General features: G+C 71.3%; 16 protein-coding genes. 10 read left to right on the plus strand and 6 right to left on the minus strand.

Features of this window, described 5'->3' with window-relative positions; translation table 11 throughout:
- Window positions 1-93 precede the first annotated feature (93 nt).
- Window positions 94-1,386, plus strand: a complete 1,293-nt coding sequence (locus AB0P07_RS21705) for an MFS transporter (RefSeq protein ID WP_365552855.1) — start codon at window positions 94-96, stop codon at window positions 1,384-1,386.
- Here the strand turns inward: AB0P07_RS21705 and AB0P07_RS21710 are convergent.
- Window positions 1,322-2,035 (minus strand): PepSY domain-containing protein, encoded by a 714-nt coding sequence (locus AB0P07_RS21710; protein ID WP_365552857.1) that lies wholly within the window; start codon window positions 2,033-2,035, stop codon window positions 1,322-1,324. The genes AB0P07_RS21705 and AB0P07_RS21710 overlap by 65 nt on opposite strands.
- A gap of 203 nt (window positions 2,036-2,238) precedes the next feature.
- Here AB0P07_RS21710 and AB0P07_RS21715 point away from each other — a divergent pair, with 203 nt between their 5' ends.
- Together AB0P07_RS21715 and AB0P07_RS21720 are read left to right on the plus strand one after the other, a co-directional pair.
- Window positions 2,239-2,892 carry a response regulator transcription factor gene (locus AB0P07_RS21715; RefSeq protein WP_365552859.1) on the plus strand — a complete coding sequence of 218 codons (654 nt, stop codon included), beginning with the start codon at window positions 2,239-2,241 and terminating at the stop codon, window positions 2,890-2,892.
- Entirely contained in the window at window positions 2,889-4,292 is a 1,404-nt protein-coding gene (locus AB0P07_RS21720) for a HAMP domain-containing sensor histidine kinase (RefSeq protein WP_365552860.1), read from the plus strand. The genes AB0P07_RS21715 and AB0P07_RS21720 overlap by 4 nt, the downstream gene beginning before the upstream one ends.
- Window positions 4,293-4,317: 25 nt before the next feature.
- Here the strand turns inward: AB0P07_RS21720 and AB0P07_RS21725 are convergent, their stop codons facing one another.
- The 4 genes from AB0P07_RS21725 to AB0P07_RS21740 all read right to left on the minus strand — a co-directional run bounded on the left by AB0P07_RS21725 (window position 4,318) and on the right by AB0P07_RS21740 (window position 6,953).
- Entirely contained in the window at window positions 4,318-4,794 is a 477-nt protein-coding gene (locus AB0P07_RS21725; RefSeq protein WP_003973592.1) for a MarR family transcriptional regulator, read from the minus strand.
- A gap of 101 nt (window positions 4,795-4,895) precedes the next feature.
- Entirely contained in the window at window positions 4,896-5,672 is a 777-nt protein-coding gene (locus AB0P07_RS21730; RefSeq protein WP_365552862.1) for an AIM24 family protein, read from the minus strand.
- Window positions 5,669-6,319 carry an AIM24 family protein gene (locus tag AB0P07_RS21735; RefSeq protein WP_365552938.1) on the minus strand — a complete coding sequence of 217 codons (651 nt, stop codon included), beginning with the start codon at window positions 6,317-6,319 and terminating at the stop codon, window positions 5,669-5,671. Before AB0P07_RS21735 ends, AB0P07_RS21730 begins: the two co-directional genes overlap by 4 nt.
- Before the next feature lies 1 nt (window position 6,320).
- Window positions 6,321-6,953 (minus strand): AIM24 family protein, encoded by a 633-nt coding sequence (locus tag AB0P07_RS21740; protein WP_061442488.1) that lies wholly within the window; start codon window positions 6,951-6,953, stop codon window positions 6,321-6,323.
- Between the two features lie 184 nt (window positions 6,954-7,137).
- Between AB0P07_RS21740 and AB0P07_RS21745 the strand changes: the two genes are divergently transcribed.
- The 5 genes from AB0P07_RS21745 to AB0P07_RS21765 all read left to right on the plus strand — a co-directional run bounded on the left by AB0P07_RS21745 (window position 7,138) and on the right by AB0P07_RS21765 (window position 10,624).
- Window positions 7,138-7,482, plus strand: coding sequence for a DUF3817 domain-containing protein (locus tag AB0P07_RS21745; RefSeq protein ID WP_365552864.1), 345 nt, complete (start codon window positions 7,138-7,140; stop codon window positions 7,480-7,482).
- A complete protein-coding gene (locus AB0P07_RS21750) occupies window positions 7,479-7,772 on the plus strand; it encodes an MTH1187 family thiamine-binding protein (RefSeq protein ID WP_365552866.1) in 294 nt (97 codons plus the stop codon). The genes AB0P07_RS21745 and AB0P07_RS21750 overlap by 4 nt, the downstream gene beginning before the upstream one ends.
- A 76-nt stretch (window positions 7,773-7,848) precedes the next feature.
- Window positions 7,849-8,358, plus strand: a complete 510-nt coding sequence (locus AB0P07_RS21755) for a MarR family transcriptional regulator (protein WP_365552868.1) — start codon at window positions 7,849-7,851, stop codon at window positions 8,356-8,358.
- A 130-nt stretch (window positions 8,359-8,488) separates the two neighbouring features.
- Window positions 8,489-8,830 (plus strand): DUF3817 domain-containing protein, encoded by a 342-nt coding sequence (locus AB0P07_RS21760; RefSeq protein ID WP_365552870.1) that lies wholly within the window; start codon window positions 8,489-8,491, stop codon window positions 8,828-8,830.
- Between the two features lie 93 nt (window positions 8,831-8,923).
- Window positions 8,924-10,624, plus strand: a complete 1,701-nt coding sequence (locus AB0P07_RS21765) for a methylmalonyl-CoA mutase family protein (protein ID WP_365552871.1) — start codon at window positions 8,924-8,926, stop codon at window positions 10,622-10,624.
- A 223-nt stretch (window positions 10,625-10,847) separates the two neighbouring features.
- Here the strand turns inward: AB0P07_RS21765 and AB0P07_RS21770 are convergent, their stop codons facing one another.
- Complete coding sequence (locus AB0P07_RS21770) at window positions 10,848-11,483, minus strand: TetR/AcrR family transcriptional regulator (RefSeq protein WP_365552873.1); 636 nt, start codon at window positions 11,481-11,483, stop codon at window positions 10,848-10,850.
- A 237-nt stretch (window positions 11,484-11,720) separates the two neighbouring features.
- Between AB0P07_RS21770 and AB0P07_RS21775 the strand changes: the two genes are divergently transcribed.
- Together AB0P07_RS21775 and AB0P07_RS21780 are read left to right on the plus strand one after the other, a co-directional pair.
- Entirely contained in the window at window positions 11,721-12,701 is a 981-nt protein-coding gene (locus AB0P07_RS21775; protein WP_365552874.1) for a tetratricopeptide repeat protein, read from the plus strand.
- A 640-nt stretch (window positions 12,702-13,341) separates the two neighbouring features.
- A complete protein-coding gene (locus AB0P07_RS21780; protein ID WP_365552875.1) occupies window positions 13,342-13,974 on the plus strand; it encodes a DUF6230 family protein in 633 nt (210 codons plus the stop codon).
- The last annotated feature ends 28 nt before the right edge of the window (window positions 13,975-14,002 follow it).

Consider the following 14,002-nt stretch of genomic DNA (forward strand, 5'->3'; position numbering starts at 1 on the left):
TTGGCCTAGGACCCGCCCCGCGCGCGACCGCCGTATCCGGCCGTCGCGCGCATCGGCGTCCCCTAGTTGCCTTCCTGCTGAGGAAACCTTCGCGTGTCCACGCCTCTTTCGCGGCCCTCGTATGCCGCCGTGCTCCGTGTCCCCCATGCCCGCCGTACGTTCGCGGCCGCCCTCGTCGGGCGGCTGTCGTACGGCACGGTCTCCCTCGCCCTGATGCTCTCCCTGACCCGGTCCACCGGGTCGTACGCCGTGGCCGGGCTGGTCATGGCGCTCTTCGGCGCCACGGGCGTCTTCCTGTCGCCCTACCGCGCCTCCCTCGTCGACCGGCACGGTCCGCGCCGGGCCCTGCTGCCCATGGCCCTGCTGTACGCCGCCCTGCTCTGCGCGCTGGCGGCGGCCTGCCGCCGTCCCGGCACGTCCGAGGCCGTCCTCGCGGTGATAGCCGCGTTCGCGGGCGCCTGCGCGCCCCCGCTCGGCCCCACGATGCGCGCGGTGTGGGCGGAGCTGCTGCCCGACCGGGCCCTGCTGCAGCGCGCCTACAGCCTGGACGGCGTCGCCGAGGAACTGCTCTTCGTCTCCGGCCCGCTCCTGGTCGGCGGCATCGTCGCCGTGGCCGCGCCGAACGTCGGCGTCGTACTCAGCGCGGTGCTGGTGGCGGTCGGCACCCTCGCCTTCGTCACCTCGCCGGCGGCCGCCGCGCTGCGTCCGGCGGGGCGGGAGAAGAACGACGGCCCCGCTCCTGAGGGCCGTGCCGACGGGCAGGCCCGGGCGCTGCTGCAGCCCGTCCTCGTCGCGGCCGGCGTCGGCGTCTCGGTGAGCGCCGTCGATCTCCTCGTCGTCGCCTACGCGGGGGAGCGCGGCCTCGGGGACGGCGCCGCCGCCTGGGTGCTCGCGGCGCTGTCGGTGGGCAGCGCGGTCGGCGGTCTCGTCAACGGCGCCGTCGCCTGGAGCTCGCCCACCCGCGCTCGGCTCCCGTACCTCGCGGCCGGACTCGGCGTCTGCCTCGCCGCCGCGGGCCTCGCGCCCGGCCTCGGCACGCTGCTGGCGGCCGTGATGTGCGCGGGCCTGTTCGTGGCCCCGGCCCTGACCACGGCCTACCTGGCCGCCGACGAGAGCGCGGCGCCCGGTTTCCGGGTCAGGGCGGGCACCTGGTGCAACACCGCGGTGAACGCCGGAGGTTCCGCCGGGGCCGCCGCCGTGGGGCTGCTGGTGGAACGGCTGCCCCTGCCGGTGTGCTTCGCGGTGTCCGGCGCGGTCGCCGCGGCGGCGGCACTGGTGCCGGGGCGCCGCCGCGGTCGTTCCGCCCGGCGGGCGGGGCCGATCAGCCGTCGTCGGAGTCGTCCGAGTCCCGAGAAGCACCCGAGTCGTGCGAGCGGTCGGCCGTGACCTTGCCGGTCCTCGGGTCGACCCGCCAGTCCCGCTCGCCCTTGCCGGAGGCCTGCGTCTCGACCTCCCAAGCGGGCCTGCCGTCGCCGTAGTGGCCGTCCTCGTCCAGTTCGACGGAGGTGACGGTCCCGTGTCCGGCCACCGCCTTCGCGGCCCCGGCGGCGTCGACGGAGGTGCCCTTCAGAGCCGCGCGGACCTCGGCGGTGTCGTCCTCGTCGTCGTCCCGCTCCGAGCCGAGGACCTTGCCGCCGGCCGGGTCGACCCGGACGCTGTGCCAGGTGCCGTCGCCGGCGAGGACGTCGACCTCCCAGGCCGCGCGCTCCCGGCGGTCGTCGCCGTCGTCGTCCGCGTCGTCGTCCTCGTCGTCCAGTTCGGCGGAGACGGCGATGCCCGGCGTGTCCGCCAGCGCGGCGCCGATCGCGTCGGCCGCCGTCACCTTCGCGGAGGCGGCACGGGCGTCGTCGTCGTCACGGTCGTCGGCCTCGTCCCGTACGCCGCCGTCGTCCGACACGCTCCCGTCCGACCTGCTCACGTCCGTGCGGGGCGTCGCGTCCCCGTCGTCGTCCCCCGTCGTCGCCAGAGCCGTCGCCGTACCGCCTCCGATCAGTGCGGCGGCGGTGACGGCGGCGATCACGATGTTGCGCTTCATGTGGTTTCCTCCGAGTCGTCGGGCCTCGTCCACAGTCCAGTGGTTTTAGGTGACTTCACTGTCGCGGACCGACGCTGAGGCCAGGCTGAAGCCGCCTGAAGGGATCTTCAGCTCGGCTTTGCCACTCTTTACGCATGCGCCCACCCGTCGCCCACCACCACCCTGCCCGAGGCGCTTCGCGCCGCCCCTCCCGATTCTTGATCGTGGAGGACGAGAAGCGCCTCGCCGTGTCGCTCGCCAAGGGCCTCACCGCGGAGGGCTACGCCGTGGACGTCGTCCACGACGGCCTGGAGGGACTGCACAGGGCCGGCGAAGGCGTGTACGACCTCGTCATCCTCGACATCATGCTGCCCGGCCTCAACGGCTACCGGGTCTGCGCCGCCCTGCGCGCCGCCGGGCACGACGTGCCGATCCTGATGCTCACCGCCAAGGACGGCGAGTACGACGAGGCCGAGGGCCTGGACACGGGCGCCGACGACTACCTCACCAAACCCTTCTCCTACGTCGTCCTCGTAGCCCGCGTGAAGGCCCTGCTGCGACGGCGGGGGCAGGGCACCGGGGCCTCGCCCGTCCACGTCCACGGCGACCTCAGGGTCGACACCGCCGCCCGGAGGGTGTTCCTCGGTGAGGACGAGGTCGCCCTCACCGCCAAGGAGTTCGCCGTCCTGGAGCAACTCGTGGTGCGGGCCGGGCAGGTGGTGTCCAAGGCGGAGATCCTGGAGCACGTCTGGGACTTCGCCTACGACGGCGACCCCAACATCGTCGAGGTGTACGTCAGCGCCCTGCGGCGCAAGCTGCGCGCCGGGCTCATCCGGACCGTGCGCGGCGCCGGCTACCGGCTGGAGACCGGGCGATGAGCCGTCTGTTCGCCTCGGTGCGGGCCCGCGCCACGCTCGCCGCGACCCTCGTGGTCGCCGTCGCCCTCGTCGCGGCCGGCACCGCCGTCCTGCTGTCCCTGCGTTCCAACCTGCTCGGCGAGGCGGGCACCCAGGCGGAGCGCTCGGCGCGGGACGTGGCGACCGCCCTGGCCGTCGGGACGCGGTACACCGAGCTGAACCTGGACGACGACGACCGCCCCGTGCAGGTCGTCGACGAGTCGGGCACGGTCGTCGCCGCCAGCGAGGACCTGGAGCGGATCACCGGCACCGGCGTCGACGCGGTGGACCCGCGGCCGTCCGCCTCCCCGAGGGACGACGACGGCGACGACGACTCCGGCGAGTCGCTCGAGGCCGGAGAGATCGGCGAGCCGGCCACCGTCGGCGACGGCACCGCGACCGTCGACGGCGACACGGAGGACTACCGCTTCGTCACCGTCCCCGTCGAGAACCGGCGCGGAGACCGGCTCACCGTCTACGCCGGCGCCCCGCTCTCCGCCGAGCACGGCGCCGTGAACACCGCGCTGACGGTCATGCTCATCGGCTTCCCGCTGCTGCTCGCGGTCGTCGCGTGGGTGACCTGGCTGGTCACCCGGCGCGCGCTGCGCCCGGTGGAGGGCATCCGGCGGGAGATGGCCGCGATCACCGCCAGCGAGGACCTGGCCCGCCGCGTCCCGGTGCCCGGCACCCACGACGAGGTGGCCAGGCTCGCCTCGACCACCAACGAGACGCTGGCCGCGCTGGAGTCCTCGGTGGAGCGGCAGCGCCGATTCGTCGCCGACGCCTCGCACGAGCTGCGCAGCCCGATCGCCTCGCTGCGCACCCAGCTGGAGGTGGCCGCCGCCCACCCCGAGCTGCTGGACCTCGACGGCGCCGTGGAGGACACCGTACGGCTCCAGCGGCTCGCCGCCGACCTGCTGCTGCTGGCCAGGCTGGACGCGGGGGAGCGGCCCGCCGACGCCCGGGTCGACCTCGCGGCGCTGGCGCGGGAGGCGGCCGAGGGCCGCACGGGGGTGAGCGTGCGCGGGGACGCCGTCGTGCAGGTGGCCGGGTCGCGGGGGCAGCTGGGGCGGGTGCTGGCCAATCTGCTGGACAACGCCCGGCGGCACGCCCGCTCGGCGGTGGAGGTCTCGGTGCGTCGGGACGGGGAGGCGGCGGTGGTCGCCGTGGCCGACGACGGCGAGGGCGTGCCGGCGGCCGACCGGGAGCGGATCTTCGAGCGGTTCGTCCGGCTCGACGCCGCCCGCAGCCGCGACGACGGCGGGGCCGGTCTCGGGCTGGCCATCGCCCGGGACGTCGCCGTACGGCACGGCGGCACGCTCACGGTGCACGACGCACCGGCAGGCGGCGCCCTGTTCGAGCTCCGCCTGCCGGGTGCCTAGACCTTCACGGTCCTCGGGGACGTGATCAGGGACGTCCCCGCTGTCCGCGCAGGTGCTCCGCGATCGGCTTGAGCGCCTTGTCCAGCTCCGTCAGGTCCTCCGGGGCCAGCAAGTCGATGAAGTGCCTGCGGACGGAGGCCACGTGGTGAGGGGCGACCTTCCGCATCGTCTCCAGGCCGTGCTCGGTGAGGACGGCGAAGAGCCCGCGGCGGTCGGACTCGCAGTTCTCCCGCCGGACCAGGTTCGCGTTCTCCATCCGGGTGATCTGGTGGGAGAGGCGGCTCTTGGACTGCATCGTGGCGGTGGCCAGGTCGCTCATCCGCATTCTGTCGCCCTCCGACTCGGAGAGGTTCACCAGAATCTCGTAGTCGTTCATCGTCAGGCCGAACGGCTGCAGGTCCTTCTCGAGCTGGTGCGTCAACAGCCTGTTGACCTCCAGGTGGGTGCGCCAAGCACACTGCTCCGTATCGGTCAGCCAGCGAGTGGCCGTCTCGGTCTCCATGAATGAAGTCTACCTAAAATGTTGAAAGGCGAACTAGTGAGGGGTCAGCCGTGACGGTGACGGTGCGCACGCGTTCGATGTCACACTCCGCAGATTACCGCTCACAGCCCGAAGCGGCGCTGGAGGTCCCCCAGCTGTCCGGGAAGCCCCGGTACCCCCGAGCGGCCTCCCGACGCCCCGGAGGGCCCGCCGCCGGGCACCCCCGCCTGCTGCGGCGGAGCCCCCACGGCCTGCTCCGCCATGAGCGCCTCGCTCGACTGCAGCAGCACCGTCCCCGCTCCCACGAACTCGAACTGGTGCTCCTCCCCGGAGGCGCCGCCGAGCCCCGTCATCGCACGTAGACCGCCCAGTAGGCCGGTCATGTACCCATGGTCGTAGTGGTGGCACGGGGACGGGCAGTCCGCCCAGCCGACCAGGGCCTGGGGATCGACCCGGAGCGGCGGTTCCATGAACACCACCGGACCGTTCGACGCGGCCACGAACTTCCCGGTTCCGATCAGCGTCAGAAAGCCCGGCACGATCGACTGCTTGAGTGCGAGGCTTGGCTGAAAAGCGAGCAGGTTGCCCGAGCGAATGGTCAGGTTGCCGTCTTCGAGGTCGTACGAATTCACGTCGAAGGCCCGGTCGGCGAGGAGCATCTTGCCCGAGCCCTCCGCCACGACCCAGTCGCTCGCGTGCAGAGGCGAATGGAACGACGTGCGCACCAGACGGTCCAGCCGGCCGTGCCCGATGCCGTTGAAATCGATCGTCCCGTAGTAGGCGATCATCTTCCCCTTCTGCAGGAACCACTGGCTCCCCTTGAGCTCCACGCAGAAGGTGTACGCGTTGATGTTGTCGTCGCCCGGCAGCGTCGCCGGGTCGTGGTGGACCGTGCTCACAGCTTCTCCTCGGACGCCTGGACGAACACCGTGCCGCTGCCGCTCAGCTCCAGCTGGAACGCCTCGCCGGAGCCGCGCCCCACCATGTCCCGCCAGCCCAGGGCCGTGGACAGCTTGTTGCGCACGTCGCCGTGGTGGGCGACGTAGGCCTGCGGGTCCACGCGCACCGGCCGCTGCGGGGTGATGGGCACCTCGAAGACGCCGCCGTGGGCCATCACCGCCACCGAGCCGTGGCCCTTGAGAGACGTGGTGAACAGCCCCTGCCCGCTCACCTGGCCCCGCACCATGCCCATGACGCCGCCCTGCGAGCCCAGGAACACGGTGCTCTGCTCCAGGGTGCCCTCGAAGGCGAGGAGACGGTCCGCCTCCACGTACAGGGTGTCGCCCGACAGGTTGATCACCTGCACGTGGTGCCCGCCGTGCCCGAAGAACACGGTGCCGCTGCCCTCCACGGTCATCAGCGGCGTGTCCTCGTTCGCCACCCGGCGGCCGATCATCGACATGACCCCGCCCTGGCCGCCGCGCAGATCGGGGGTGAAGGACACCTCGCCCTGGTAGGCGAGCATGGCCCCGCGCTGGCTGAACAGCCGCTGCCCGGGCGCGACGGTCGCCCGGACCATCTTGGAATTGATCTCCTCGAAGGCCATCTCACACATCCCCCGCGATCGTGTTCCGCTCGCTCGGCTGCACGTACACCAGTCCGTCGCCCTCGAAGCGGATCTGGAAGGCCTCCCCGCCGCCCTCCCCGAACAGGGTGCGGAAGGTCACACCCGACTGGAAGGACTGCCGCAGGTTCCCCTGGTGCGCGACGTACGCCCCCGGGTCGACGGTCAGCGGGTACTGCGCGCTGACCCGCAGCACCACCGCGGGACCGTCGGACATGATCGCGGCCTGCCCGTGCCCCTCGATCGTCGTGGTGAACAGCCCGTTGCCCTGGGAGGCGCCGCGCGTGCCCGTGAAACTGGTGCCGGTCCGCAGCCCGGCGTCGGCCGCCAGGAAGTTGCTCGACTCGACGTACAGCTTGTCGCCCTGGAGACCCACGAGGTTGATCTCCGAGGCCCGGTCCGCGAACCAGCAGGTCCCGTGGCCCTTCACCTCCATCACCGTCATCTGCTCGCCGGTGATCCGCCGGGTCACCATCCCCCGGATGCCCTCACCGCCGCCGCTCAGCTTCTTGAAGGCCATCTCCCCGTCGTACGCGACCATCGAGCCGTTCTTCGCCTTGACGGCGTCTCCGGTCATGTCGACGGCGAGGACCTTGCTGCCTTGAAGTCGGAACATCGCCACGTGGTGAAAGTAGCCCCGCCACGGGGGGACAGAACAGGTCCCACGGGTGGAGAACGACCCTGAGTCCATCCCTTGGGGCGTTGTTTGCCACAATGGGGCGACGATTGTGCTTCCGTTCACAAGGCGGATCGCACGCCGCACGCGCCGACGGCGCATCCCTCCCTCCCGAAGGTGACCCGTGGACCTCAAGACCGCCACCGCCCTCCGCCGCCTCCGCCTGGTCTCGGCCCCCGAGGCGATCTCGTTCCTCCTCCTGCTCGTCTGCTCCGTACTGAAGCGGACCACCGACTTCAACGCGGTGCCGGCGATGGGCATGATCCACGGTGTCCTCTTCGTGCTGTACGTGGTCTTCTGGGCGGACGCCTGGAACCGCGCCAAGTGGCCGCTGAAGACCGCCGCGCTCTACTTCGTCCTCTCGGTCCTGCCGACCGGCGGCTTCTTCGCCGAGCGCAAGCTCAAGCGCGAGGCCGAGAGCGCGGTCATCGCCTCCCGCGCCCGCCAGGAAGGGATCGTCAACGCATGATCGTCGCCTTCTCCGTGACGCCGCTCGGCGTCGGCGAGGACGTGGGGGAGTACGTCGCCGACGCCGTCCGGGTGGTCCGCGAGTCCGGGCTGCCGAACCGCACCGACGCGATGTTCACGTCCGTCGAGGGTCGGTGGGACGAGGTCATGGACGTCGTCCGGCGGGCCGTCGCCGCCGTCGAGGCCCGCGCGCCGCGGGTCTCCCTGGTCCTCAAGGCCGACATCCGTCCCGGTGTGACGGACGGCCTCACGTCCAAGGCCGAGACGGTCGAGCGGCACCTCGCTCCCTGACCGTGGCGGTGGGCGGTGGTATCGAAAGGCGAGACGGGGCTGACCGGCATGTGACCGGCCGGTAAGGTCTGTTGGCGTGCCGAAGCCCCTCAGTCTCTCCTTCGATCCCATCGCCCGAGCCGACGAACTCTGGGCACAGCGCTGGGGCGGTGTGCCCTCCATGGCCGCGATCACCTCGATCATGCGGGCCCAGCAGATCCTCCTGGCCGAGGTCGACGCCGTGGTCAAGCCCTACGGGCTGACCTTCGCGCGGTACGAGGCGCTGGTGCTGCTCACCTTCTCCAAGTCGGGCGAGCTGCCGATGTCCAAGATCGGCGAGCGCCTCATGGTGCACCCCACCTCCGTGACGAACACCGTCGACCGGCTGGTGCGCTCCGGTCTGGTCGCCAAGCGCCCCAACCCCAACGACGGCCGCGGCACCCTGGCCACCATCACCGACAGGGGCCGCGAGGTCGTCGAGGCGGCCACCCGCGAGCTGATGGCGATGGACTTCGGCCTGGGCGCGTACGACGCCGAGGAGTGCGGAGAGATCTTCGCGATGCTCCGGCCGCTGCGGGTCGCCGCGGGGGACTTCAAGGAGGACTAGTACTTCTCGCGGGTCAGCACGTTGTTCCCCGCGCACGCGGGGATGGTCCCAGCGTCCTGACGCGCTAGCGGGTCATGGCGTACTGCTCCCCGCCGACGCGGGGATATTTCGGGCGGTTATGCTCGTATCCATGAAACGAAGCGTGCTGACCCGCTACCGGGTCATGGCGTACGTCACCGGTGTGCTGCTGATCGCGCTGTGCCTTGGCATGATCGCCAAGTACGTGCTGGATCTGGGCGGCGCCGCCGACTTCACCCAGGTCGTCAGCATCGCCCACGGCTGGCTGTACGTGATCTACCTGGTCTTCGCCTTCGACCTGGGCTCCAAGGCGAAGTGGCCGGTGAAGAAGCAGCTCTGGGTGCTGCTCGCCGGGACCGTTCCGACGGCCGCGTTCTTCGTGGAGCGGCGGATCAGCCGGGAGCTGGACGCCAAGGTCGCCGCCACCGAGGCGCCCGCGCCCGTCAAGGCGTAACCGGCCCCTCCAGAGCCGTCCTGCCGCCGTGCGGACACCCGTACGGCGGTAGCCCATCGACATTTACTTGGACGTCCTAGTAAATTTGAAGGTATGGACGCTCACGCCATAGAAGAGGGCCGCCTTCGCTGGCAGGCCCGGTACGACGCGGCGCGCAAGCGCGACGCGGACTTCACCACGCTCTCCGGAGACCCCGTGGAGCCGGTGTACGGGCCACGGCCCGGGGACGAGTACGAGGGCTTCGAGCGGATCGGCTGGCCGGGCGAGTACCCCTTCACCCGCGGCCTGTATCCGACCGGGTACCGGGGGCGTACGTGGACCATCCGGCAGTTCGCCGGGTTCGGCAACGCCGAGCAGACCAACGAGCGCTACAAGATGATCCTCCGGAACGGGGGAGGCGGGCTCTCGGTCGCCTTCGACATGCCGACCCTGATGGGCCGCGACTCCGACGACCCGCGCTCGCTCGGCGAGGTCGGGCACTGCGGCGTGGCCATCGACTCGGCCGCCGACATGGAGGTGCTGTTCAAGGACATCCCGCTCGGGGACGTGACGACCTCCATGACGATCAGCGGGCCCGCCGTGCCCGTGTTCTGCATGTACCTGGTCGCCGCCGAGCGGCAGGGCGTCGACGCGTCCGTGCTCAACGGCACGCTGCAGACCGACATCTTCAAGGAGTACATCGCCCAGAAGGAGTGGCTCTTCCAGCCCGAGCCCCACCTCAGGCTCATCGGCGACCTCATGGAGTACTGCGCGGCCGGCATCCCCGCCTACAAGCCGCTCTCCGTCTCCGGGTACCACATCCGCGAGGCCGGGGCGACGGCCGCGCAGGAGCTGGCGTACACGCTGGCGGACGGCTTCGGGTACGTGGAGCTGGGGCTCTCGCGCGGTCTCGACGTGGACGTCTTCGCGCCCGGCCTCTCCTTCTTCTTCGACGCGCACCTCGACTTCTTCGAGGAGATCGCCAAGTTCCGTGCGGCGCGCCGGATCTGGGCGCGGTGGATGCGCGACGTGTACGGGGCGAAGAGCGAGAAGGCGCAGTGGCTGCGGTTCCACACGCAGACCGCCGGCGTCTCGCTGACCGCGCAGCAGCCGTACAACAACGTGGTGCGTACGGCGGTGGAGGCGCTGGCCGCGGTGCTCGGCGGGACCAACTCCCTGCACACCAACGCGCTCGACGAGACCCTGGCGCTGCCCAGCGAGCAGGCCGCGGAGATCGCCCTGCGCACCCAGCAGGTGCTGATGGAGGAGACCGGCGTCGCCAACGTCGCCGACCCGCTGGGCGGCTCCTGGTTCATCGAGCAGCTGACGGACCGGATCGAGGCCGACGCGGAGAAGATCTTCGAGCAGATCAAGGAGCGGGGGCTGCGGGCCCACCCCGACGGGCAGCACCCCGTCGGGCCGATCACCTCCGGTCTGCTGCGGGGCATCGAGGACGGCTGGTTCACCGGCGAGATCGCCGAGTCCGCGTTCCGCTACCAGCAGGCCCTGGAGAAGGACGACAAGAAGGTCGTCGGCGTCAACGTCCACACCGGCTCCGTCACCGGCGACCTGGAGATCCTGCGGGTCAGCCACGAGGTCGAGCGTGAGCAGGTGCGGGTGCTGGGCGAGCGGAAGGCCGCGCGGGACGACGCGGCGGTGCGGGGCGCCCTGGACGCCATGCTGGCGGCGGCGCGGTCGGGCGGGAACATGATCGAGCCGATGCTGGACGCGGTGCGGGCGGAGGCGACGCTGGGGGAGATCTGCGGGGTGCTGCGGGACGAGTGGGGGGTGTACACGGAGCCTGCGGGGTTCTAGGCGCCGCGTGTTCCGGTGGACGTCACCAGGGGGCTCCGCCCCCTGGGCCCCCGGTCCTATGCCCACCTACCACCCGACTCGGTCGGCCTAGAGGTCACCGGTCGGTCGGTTCGGTGGGCGGGGAGGTCGCCTGTCGGTCGGTTCGGTGGGCGGGGAGGTCGCCCGTCGGTCGGTTCGGTGGGCCGGGAAGTTCGCCCGTCGCCGGGTTCGGGCGGCCGCGAGGTCACCCGTCGGTCGGGGCGGTCGGGCGGGAGGTGAGACCCCACAGCAGGACCTGGGTCAGGCTCCGGACCCAGTCGCCGTTCGCGGCCTCAGCGCTGACCAGGGTGCGGTGCACCACCGCTCCCGCCACCATGTCGAAGATCAGGTCCGCCGTGCGGGCCGCCTCCGCGGCGTCCGGCTCCGGCGGCAGCTCGCCCCGGGCCTGGGCCCGTGCCCTGCCCTCCAGGACCAGGCGCTTCTGCCGCTCGACGATCGACGTGCGGATGCGCTCGCGCAGCGCGTCGTCGCGCGTGGACTCCGCGACCACCGCCATCAGGCCGCTCCTGGCCTCCGGACGGGCCAGGATCGCCGCGAACTGGAGCACCACGCCCTCGATGTCGTCGGCGAGGGAGCCGCGGTCGGGCAGTTTCAGCTCGTCGAAGAGCTCCGCCACCGCGTCCACCACCAGCTCGTTCTTGCCCGCCCAGCGGCGGTAGAGCGTCGTCTTGGCAACCCCGGCCCGCGTGGCGACGTCTTGCAGGGTGAGCTTCGACCAGCCGAGGTCGACCAGGGCGGCCCGCGTCGCGGCCAGGATCGCGGTGTCCGCCGCGGCGCTGCGCGGGCGTCCGGCACGGCCGGCGGGGGTGCTGCTCTGCATCCCCCGACCTTAACCGGCGGGTAACACGGGGTCCGCCGTGAGACAGATCACCGGGGCGGGGTGTTCCGACGGGCGCTCATGGCATTACGCTACGACGCGTAGCGAAAGCGCGGGTCCGCCCGCGCCCCAGCGACGACCACGGGCGTGGGGTGGGGACCCGGCGCCGAACAGCACACATCCGGGCGGCCTTTCGACCCGGTTTTCACACGCGCGCGCCGTACGGGGGAGGATAGACCCATGCAGCCACGGAACATGTCCATGAGCGGGGTCGTCGACCTCGCCGCGGTGAAGCAGGCCCAGGAGGCCAAGGCGAAGGCGGAGCAGGCGCGTGCCGAGGCGGCCCGCCAGGGCGGCGGGACGGGTGCCGTCTCCCCGGCCGACCTCGTGATCGACGTCGACGAGGCCGGTTTCGAGAGCGACGTCCTGCAGCGGTCCACCGAGGTCCCGGTCGTCATCGACTTCTGGGCCGAGTGGTGCGAGCCCTGCAAGCAGTTGAGCCCGGTCCTGGAGCGGCTCGCCGTCGAGTACAACGGACGCTTTCTCCTCGCCAAGATCGACGTCGACGCCAACCAGATGCTGATGCAGCAGTTCGGCGTCCAGGGCATCCCGGCCGTGTTCGCGGTCGTCGCCGGACAGGCGCTGCCCCTCTTCCAGGGGGCCGCGGGCGAGGCGCAGATCCGCCAGACCCTGGACCAGCTGGTGCAGGTCGGTGAGGAGCGCTTCGGCCTGACCGGTCTCGTCGTCGACCCCGAGGCGGAGCCGGGCGCCGAGCGCCCCGCCGCCCCCGAGCGCCCCGCCGGACCGCACGACGCGGCCCTCGACGCCGCCGTGCAGGCGATGGACGCGGGCGATCTGGGCGGTGCCGTCCAGGCGTACAAGAACGTGCTGGCCGAGGAGCCGGGCAACACGGAGGCCAAACTGGGCCTGGCCCAGGCCGAGTTGCTCCAGCGGGTGCAGAACGCCGATCCGCAGAAGGTCCGTCAGGACGCGGCCGACAAGCCGGGCGACGCCCAGGCGCAGATTGCCGCCGCCGACCTGGACCTGGTGGGCGGTCACGTCGAGGACGCCTTCGGGCGGCTCATCGACACGGTGCGCGTCACGGCGGGCGACGACCGCGACGCCGTACGGCTGCGGCTGCTCGAACTCTTCGAGGTGGTCGGCGCCGACGACCCGCGGGTCACCGCGGCGCGCCGGGCGCTCGCCCGCGCCCTGTTCTAGGCGGCGCCGGGATCGGCGGCCTAAACGTCATCGACGTGTGGCGCGTGTGAAGGAGCTGTCGAAGTGGCGTCATTGCGGCCGCGCTTTACCAAAACTTGGTAATCGCGGCCGCTGTTACTGCCAGTAAGTCGACGGCGTCGATCTGTCGGACTCTGTCCATCGATCAATAGTTTTGTTCCGCCCCCATGACGCACCCAGCGTCGCCGTTCGGGCCCGGTGCGTCGCCCCGCGGTCACACGCCCGCTACTAGCCAGTAACGAACCCCCTTGTGTCGGCGGCGAGAATGCACCACGATCGGCGACGCTCGGTCCATTCCCGTACCCCGACAGCCGGTCGGGTCGCGGGGGTTCCTGGGTCCCCACCGAGCAGGGTCGGCGGCAGTGATGCCGGCCCTATGGGCAGGGGGGTCTTCGCTCATCCGGCGAAGCCTGCCCAGCAGGGTTGTGCGTGATGCGTGTCAGGCGCGACCAGTGGTTGTCGCTCGGGGGTGATCGCCGGTTATTCGGGCGCGTTGTACGTGCCGCCGAGTGCGGGCGCTCTCCTTCCCGAGGACGTAGCACTTCTCCCATCCCTGCCAGACCGGGCCGCCGAACCGGCGGCCGGCCGAGGCCAGGAGATGTACGTCCGAGAAGGAGGAAATATGGAGTCCCAGGTGCGTGGCGGGACCAGATGGAAGCGGTTCGCTGTGGTGATGGTGCCCAGCGTCGCCGCCACGGCTGCGATAGGCGTCGCGCTCGCGCAGGGCGCTCTCGCCGCGTCGTTCAGCGTGTCGGGTCAGTCGTTCAAGGTGACGGCGGACCGGCTCGACGGCACGGGCTTTATGCAGTACGGCGCGATCGACTCGGGTTACACGCTGAAGGGCGAGAAGACGGCTCACCCCGTCGCGGTCTCGGCGTTCGACTCGGCGAAGATCAAGAACATGTGCCAGTCCGTGGTCACCCCGGACATCCCGCTGATCGGTTCGGTCAGTCTCATGCTGAAGGCCGGCGGTGGCGACACCCCGGTCAAGGCGGAGAACCTGTACATCGACGTCGCGGACCTCGAGGCCGATGCCACGTTCCGCGGCATCGACATCGGTGTTGCCGCCAAGGACGCCAACAAGGGTCCCGGCATCAAGAAGGGCGACACCACCAACCCGTACGGGTTCTCGCAGCAGGCCGACTCGGCCACGCTGATCGGCGTGAAGCAGACGGCGTGGGCGACCACCGCCGGAACCTTCAAGCTCAGCGGTCTGAAGATGTCGCTGTCCAAGGGTGTCAAGGAGTGCTACTAAGCACTCGCTGAAGGGCGGGGGAGCCGGT

The sequence above is a fragment of the Streptomyces sp. NPDC085944 genome (assembly GCF_040686295.1).
GTDB classification, from domain to species: domain Bacteria; phylum Actinomycetota; class Actinomycetes; order Streptomycetales; family Streptomycetaceae; genus Streptomyces; species Streptomyces salinarius.

Coding starts and splice junctions, on each gene's coding strand:
- AB0P07_RS21710 (WP_365552857.1), bottom strand. CDS start 2,035: ATGAAGCGCAACATCGTGATCGCCGCCGTCACCGCCGCCGCACTGATC.
- AB0P07_RS21720 (WP_365552860.1), top strand. CDS start 2,889: ATGAGCCGTCTGTTCGCCTCGGTGCGGGCCCGCGCCACGCTCGCCGCG.
- AB0P07_RS21725 (WP_003973592.1), bottom strand. CDS start 4,794: ATGGAGACCGAGACGGCCACTCGCTGGCTGACCGATACGGAGCAGTGT.
- AB0P07_RS21735 (WP_365552938.1), bottom strand. CDS start 6,319: ATGGCCTTCGAGGAGATCAATTCCAAGATGGTCCGGGCGACCGTCGCG.
- AB0P07_RS21740 (WP_061442488.1), bottom strand. CDS start 6,953: ATGTTCCGACTTCAAGGCAGCAAGGTCCTCGCCGTCGACATGACCGGA.
- AB0P07_RS21750 (WP_365552866.1), top strand. CDS start 7,479: ATGATCGTCGCCTTCTCCGTGACGCCGCTCGGCGTCGGCGAGGACGTG.
- AB0P07_RS21760 (WP_365552870.1), top strand. CDS start 8,489: ATGAAACGAAGCGTGCTGACCCGCTACCGGGTCATGGCGTACGTCACC.
- AB0P07_RS21765 (WP_365552871.1), top strand. CDS start 8,924: ATGGACGCTCACGCCATAGAAGAGGGCCGCCTTCGCTGGCAGGCCCGG.
- AB0P07_RS21770 (WP_365552873.1), bottom strand. CDS start 11,483: ATGCAGAGCAGCACCCCCGCCGGCCGTGCCGGACGCCCGCGCAGCGCC.
- AB0P07_RS21775 (WP_365552874.1), top strand. CDS start 11,721: ATGCAGCCACGGAACATGTCCATGAGCGGGGTCGTCGACCTCGCCGCG.
- AB0P07_RS21780 (WP_365552875.1), top strand. CDS start 13,342: ATGGAGTCCCAGGTGCGTGGCGGGACCAGATGGAAGCGGTTCGCTGTG.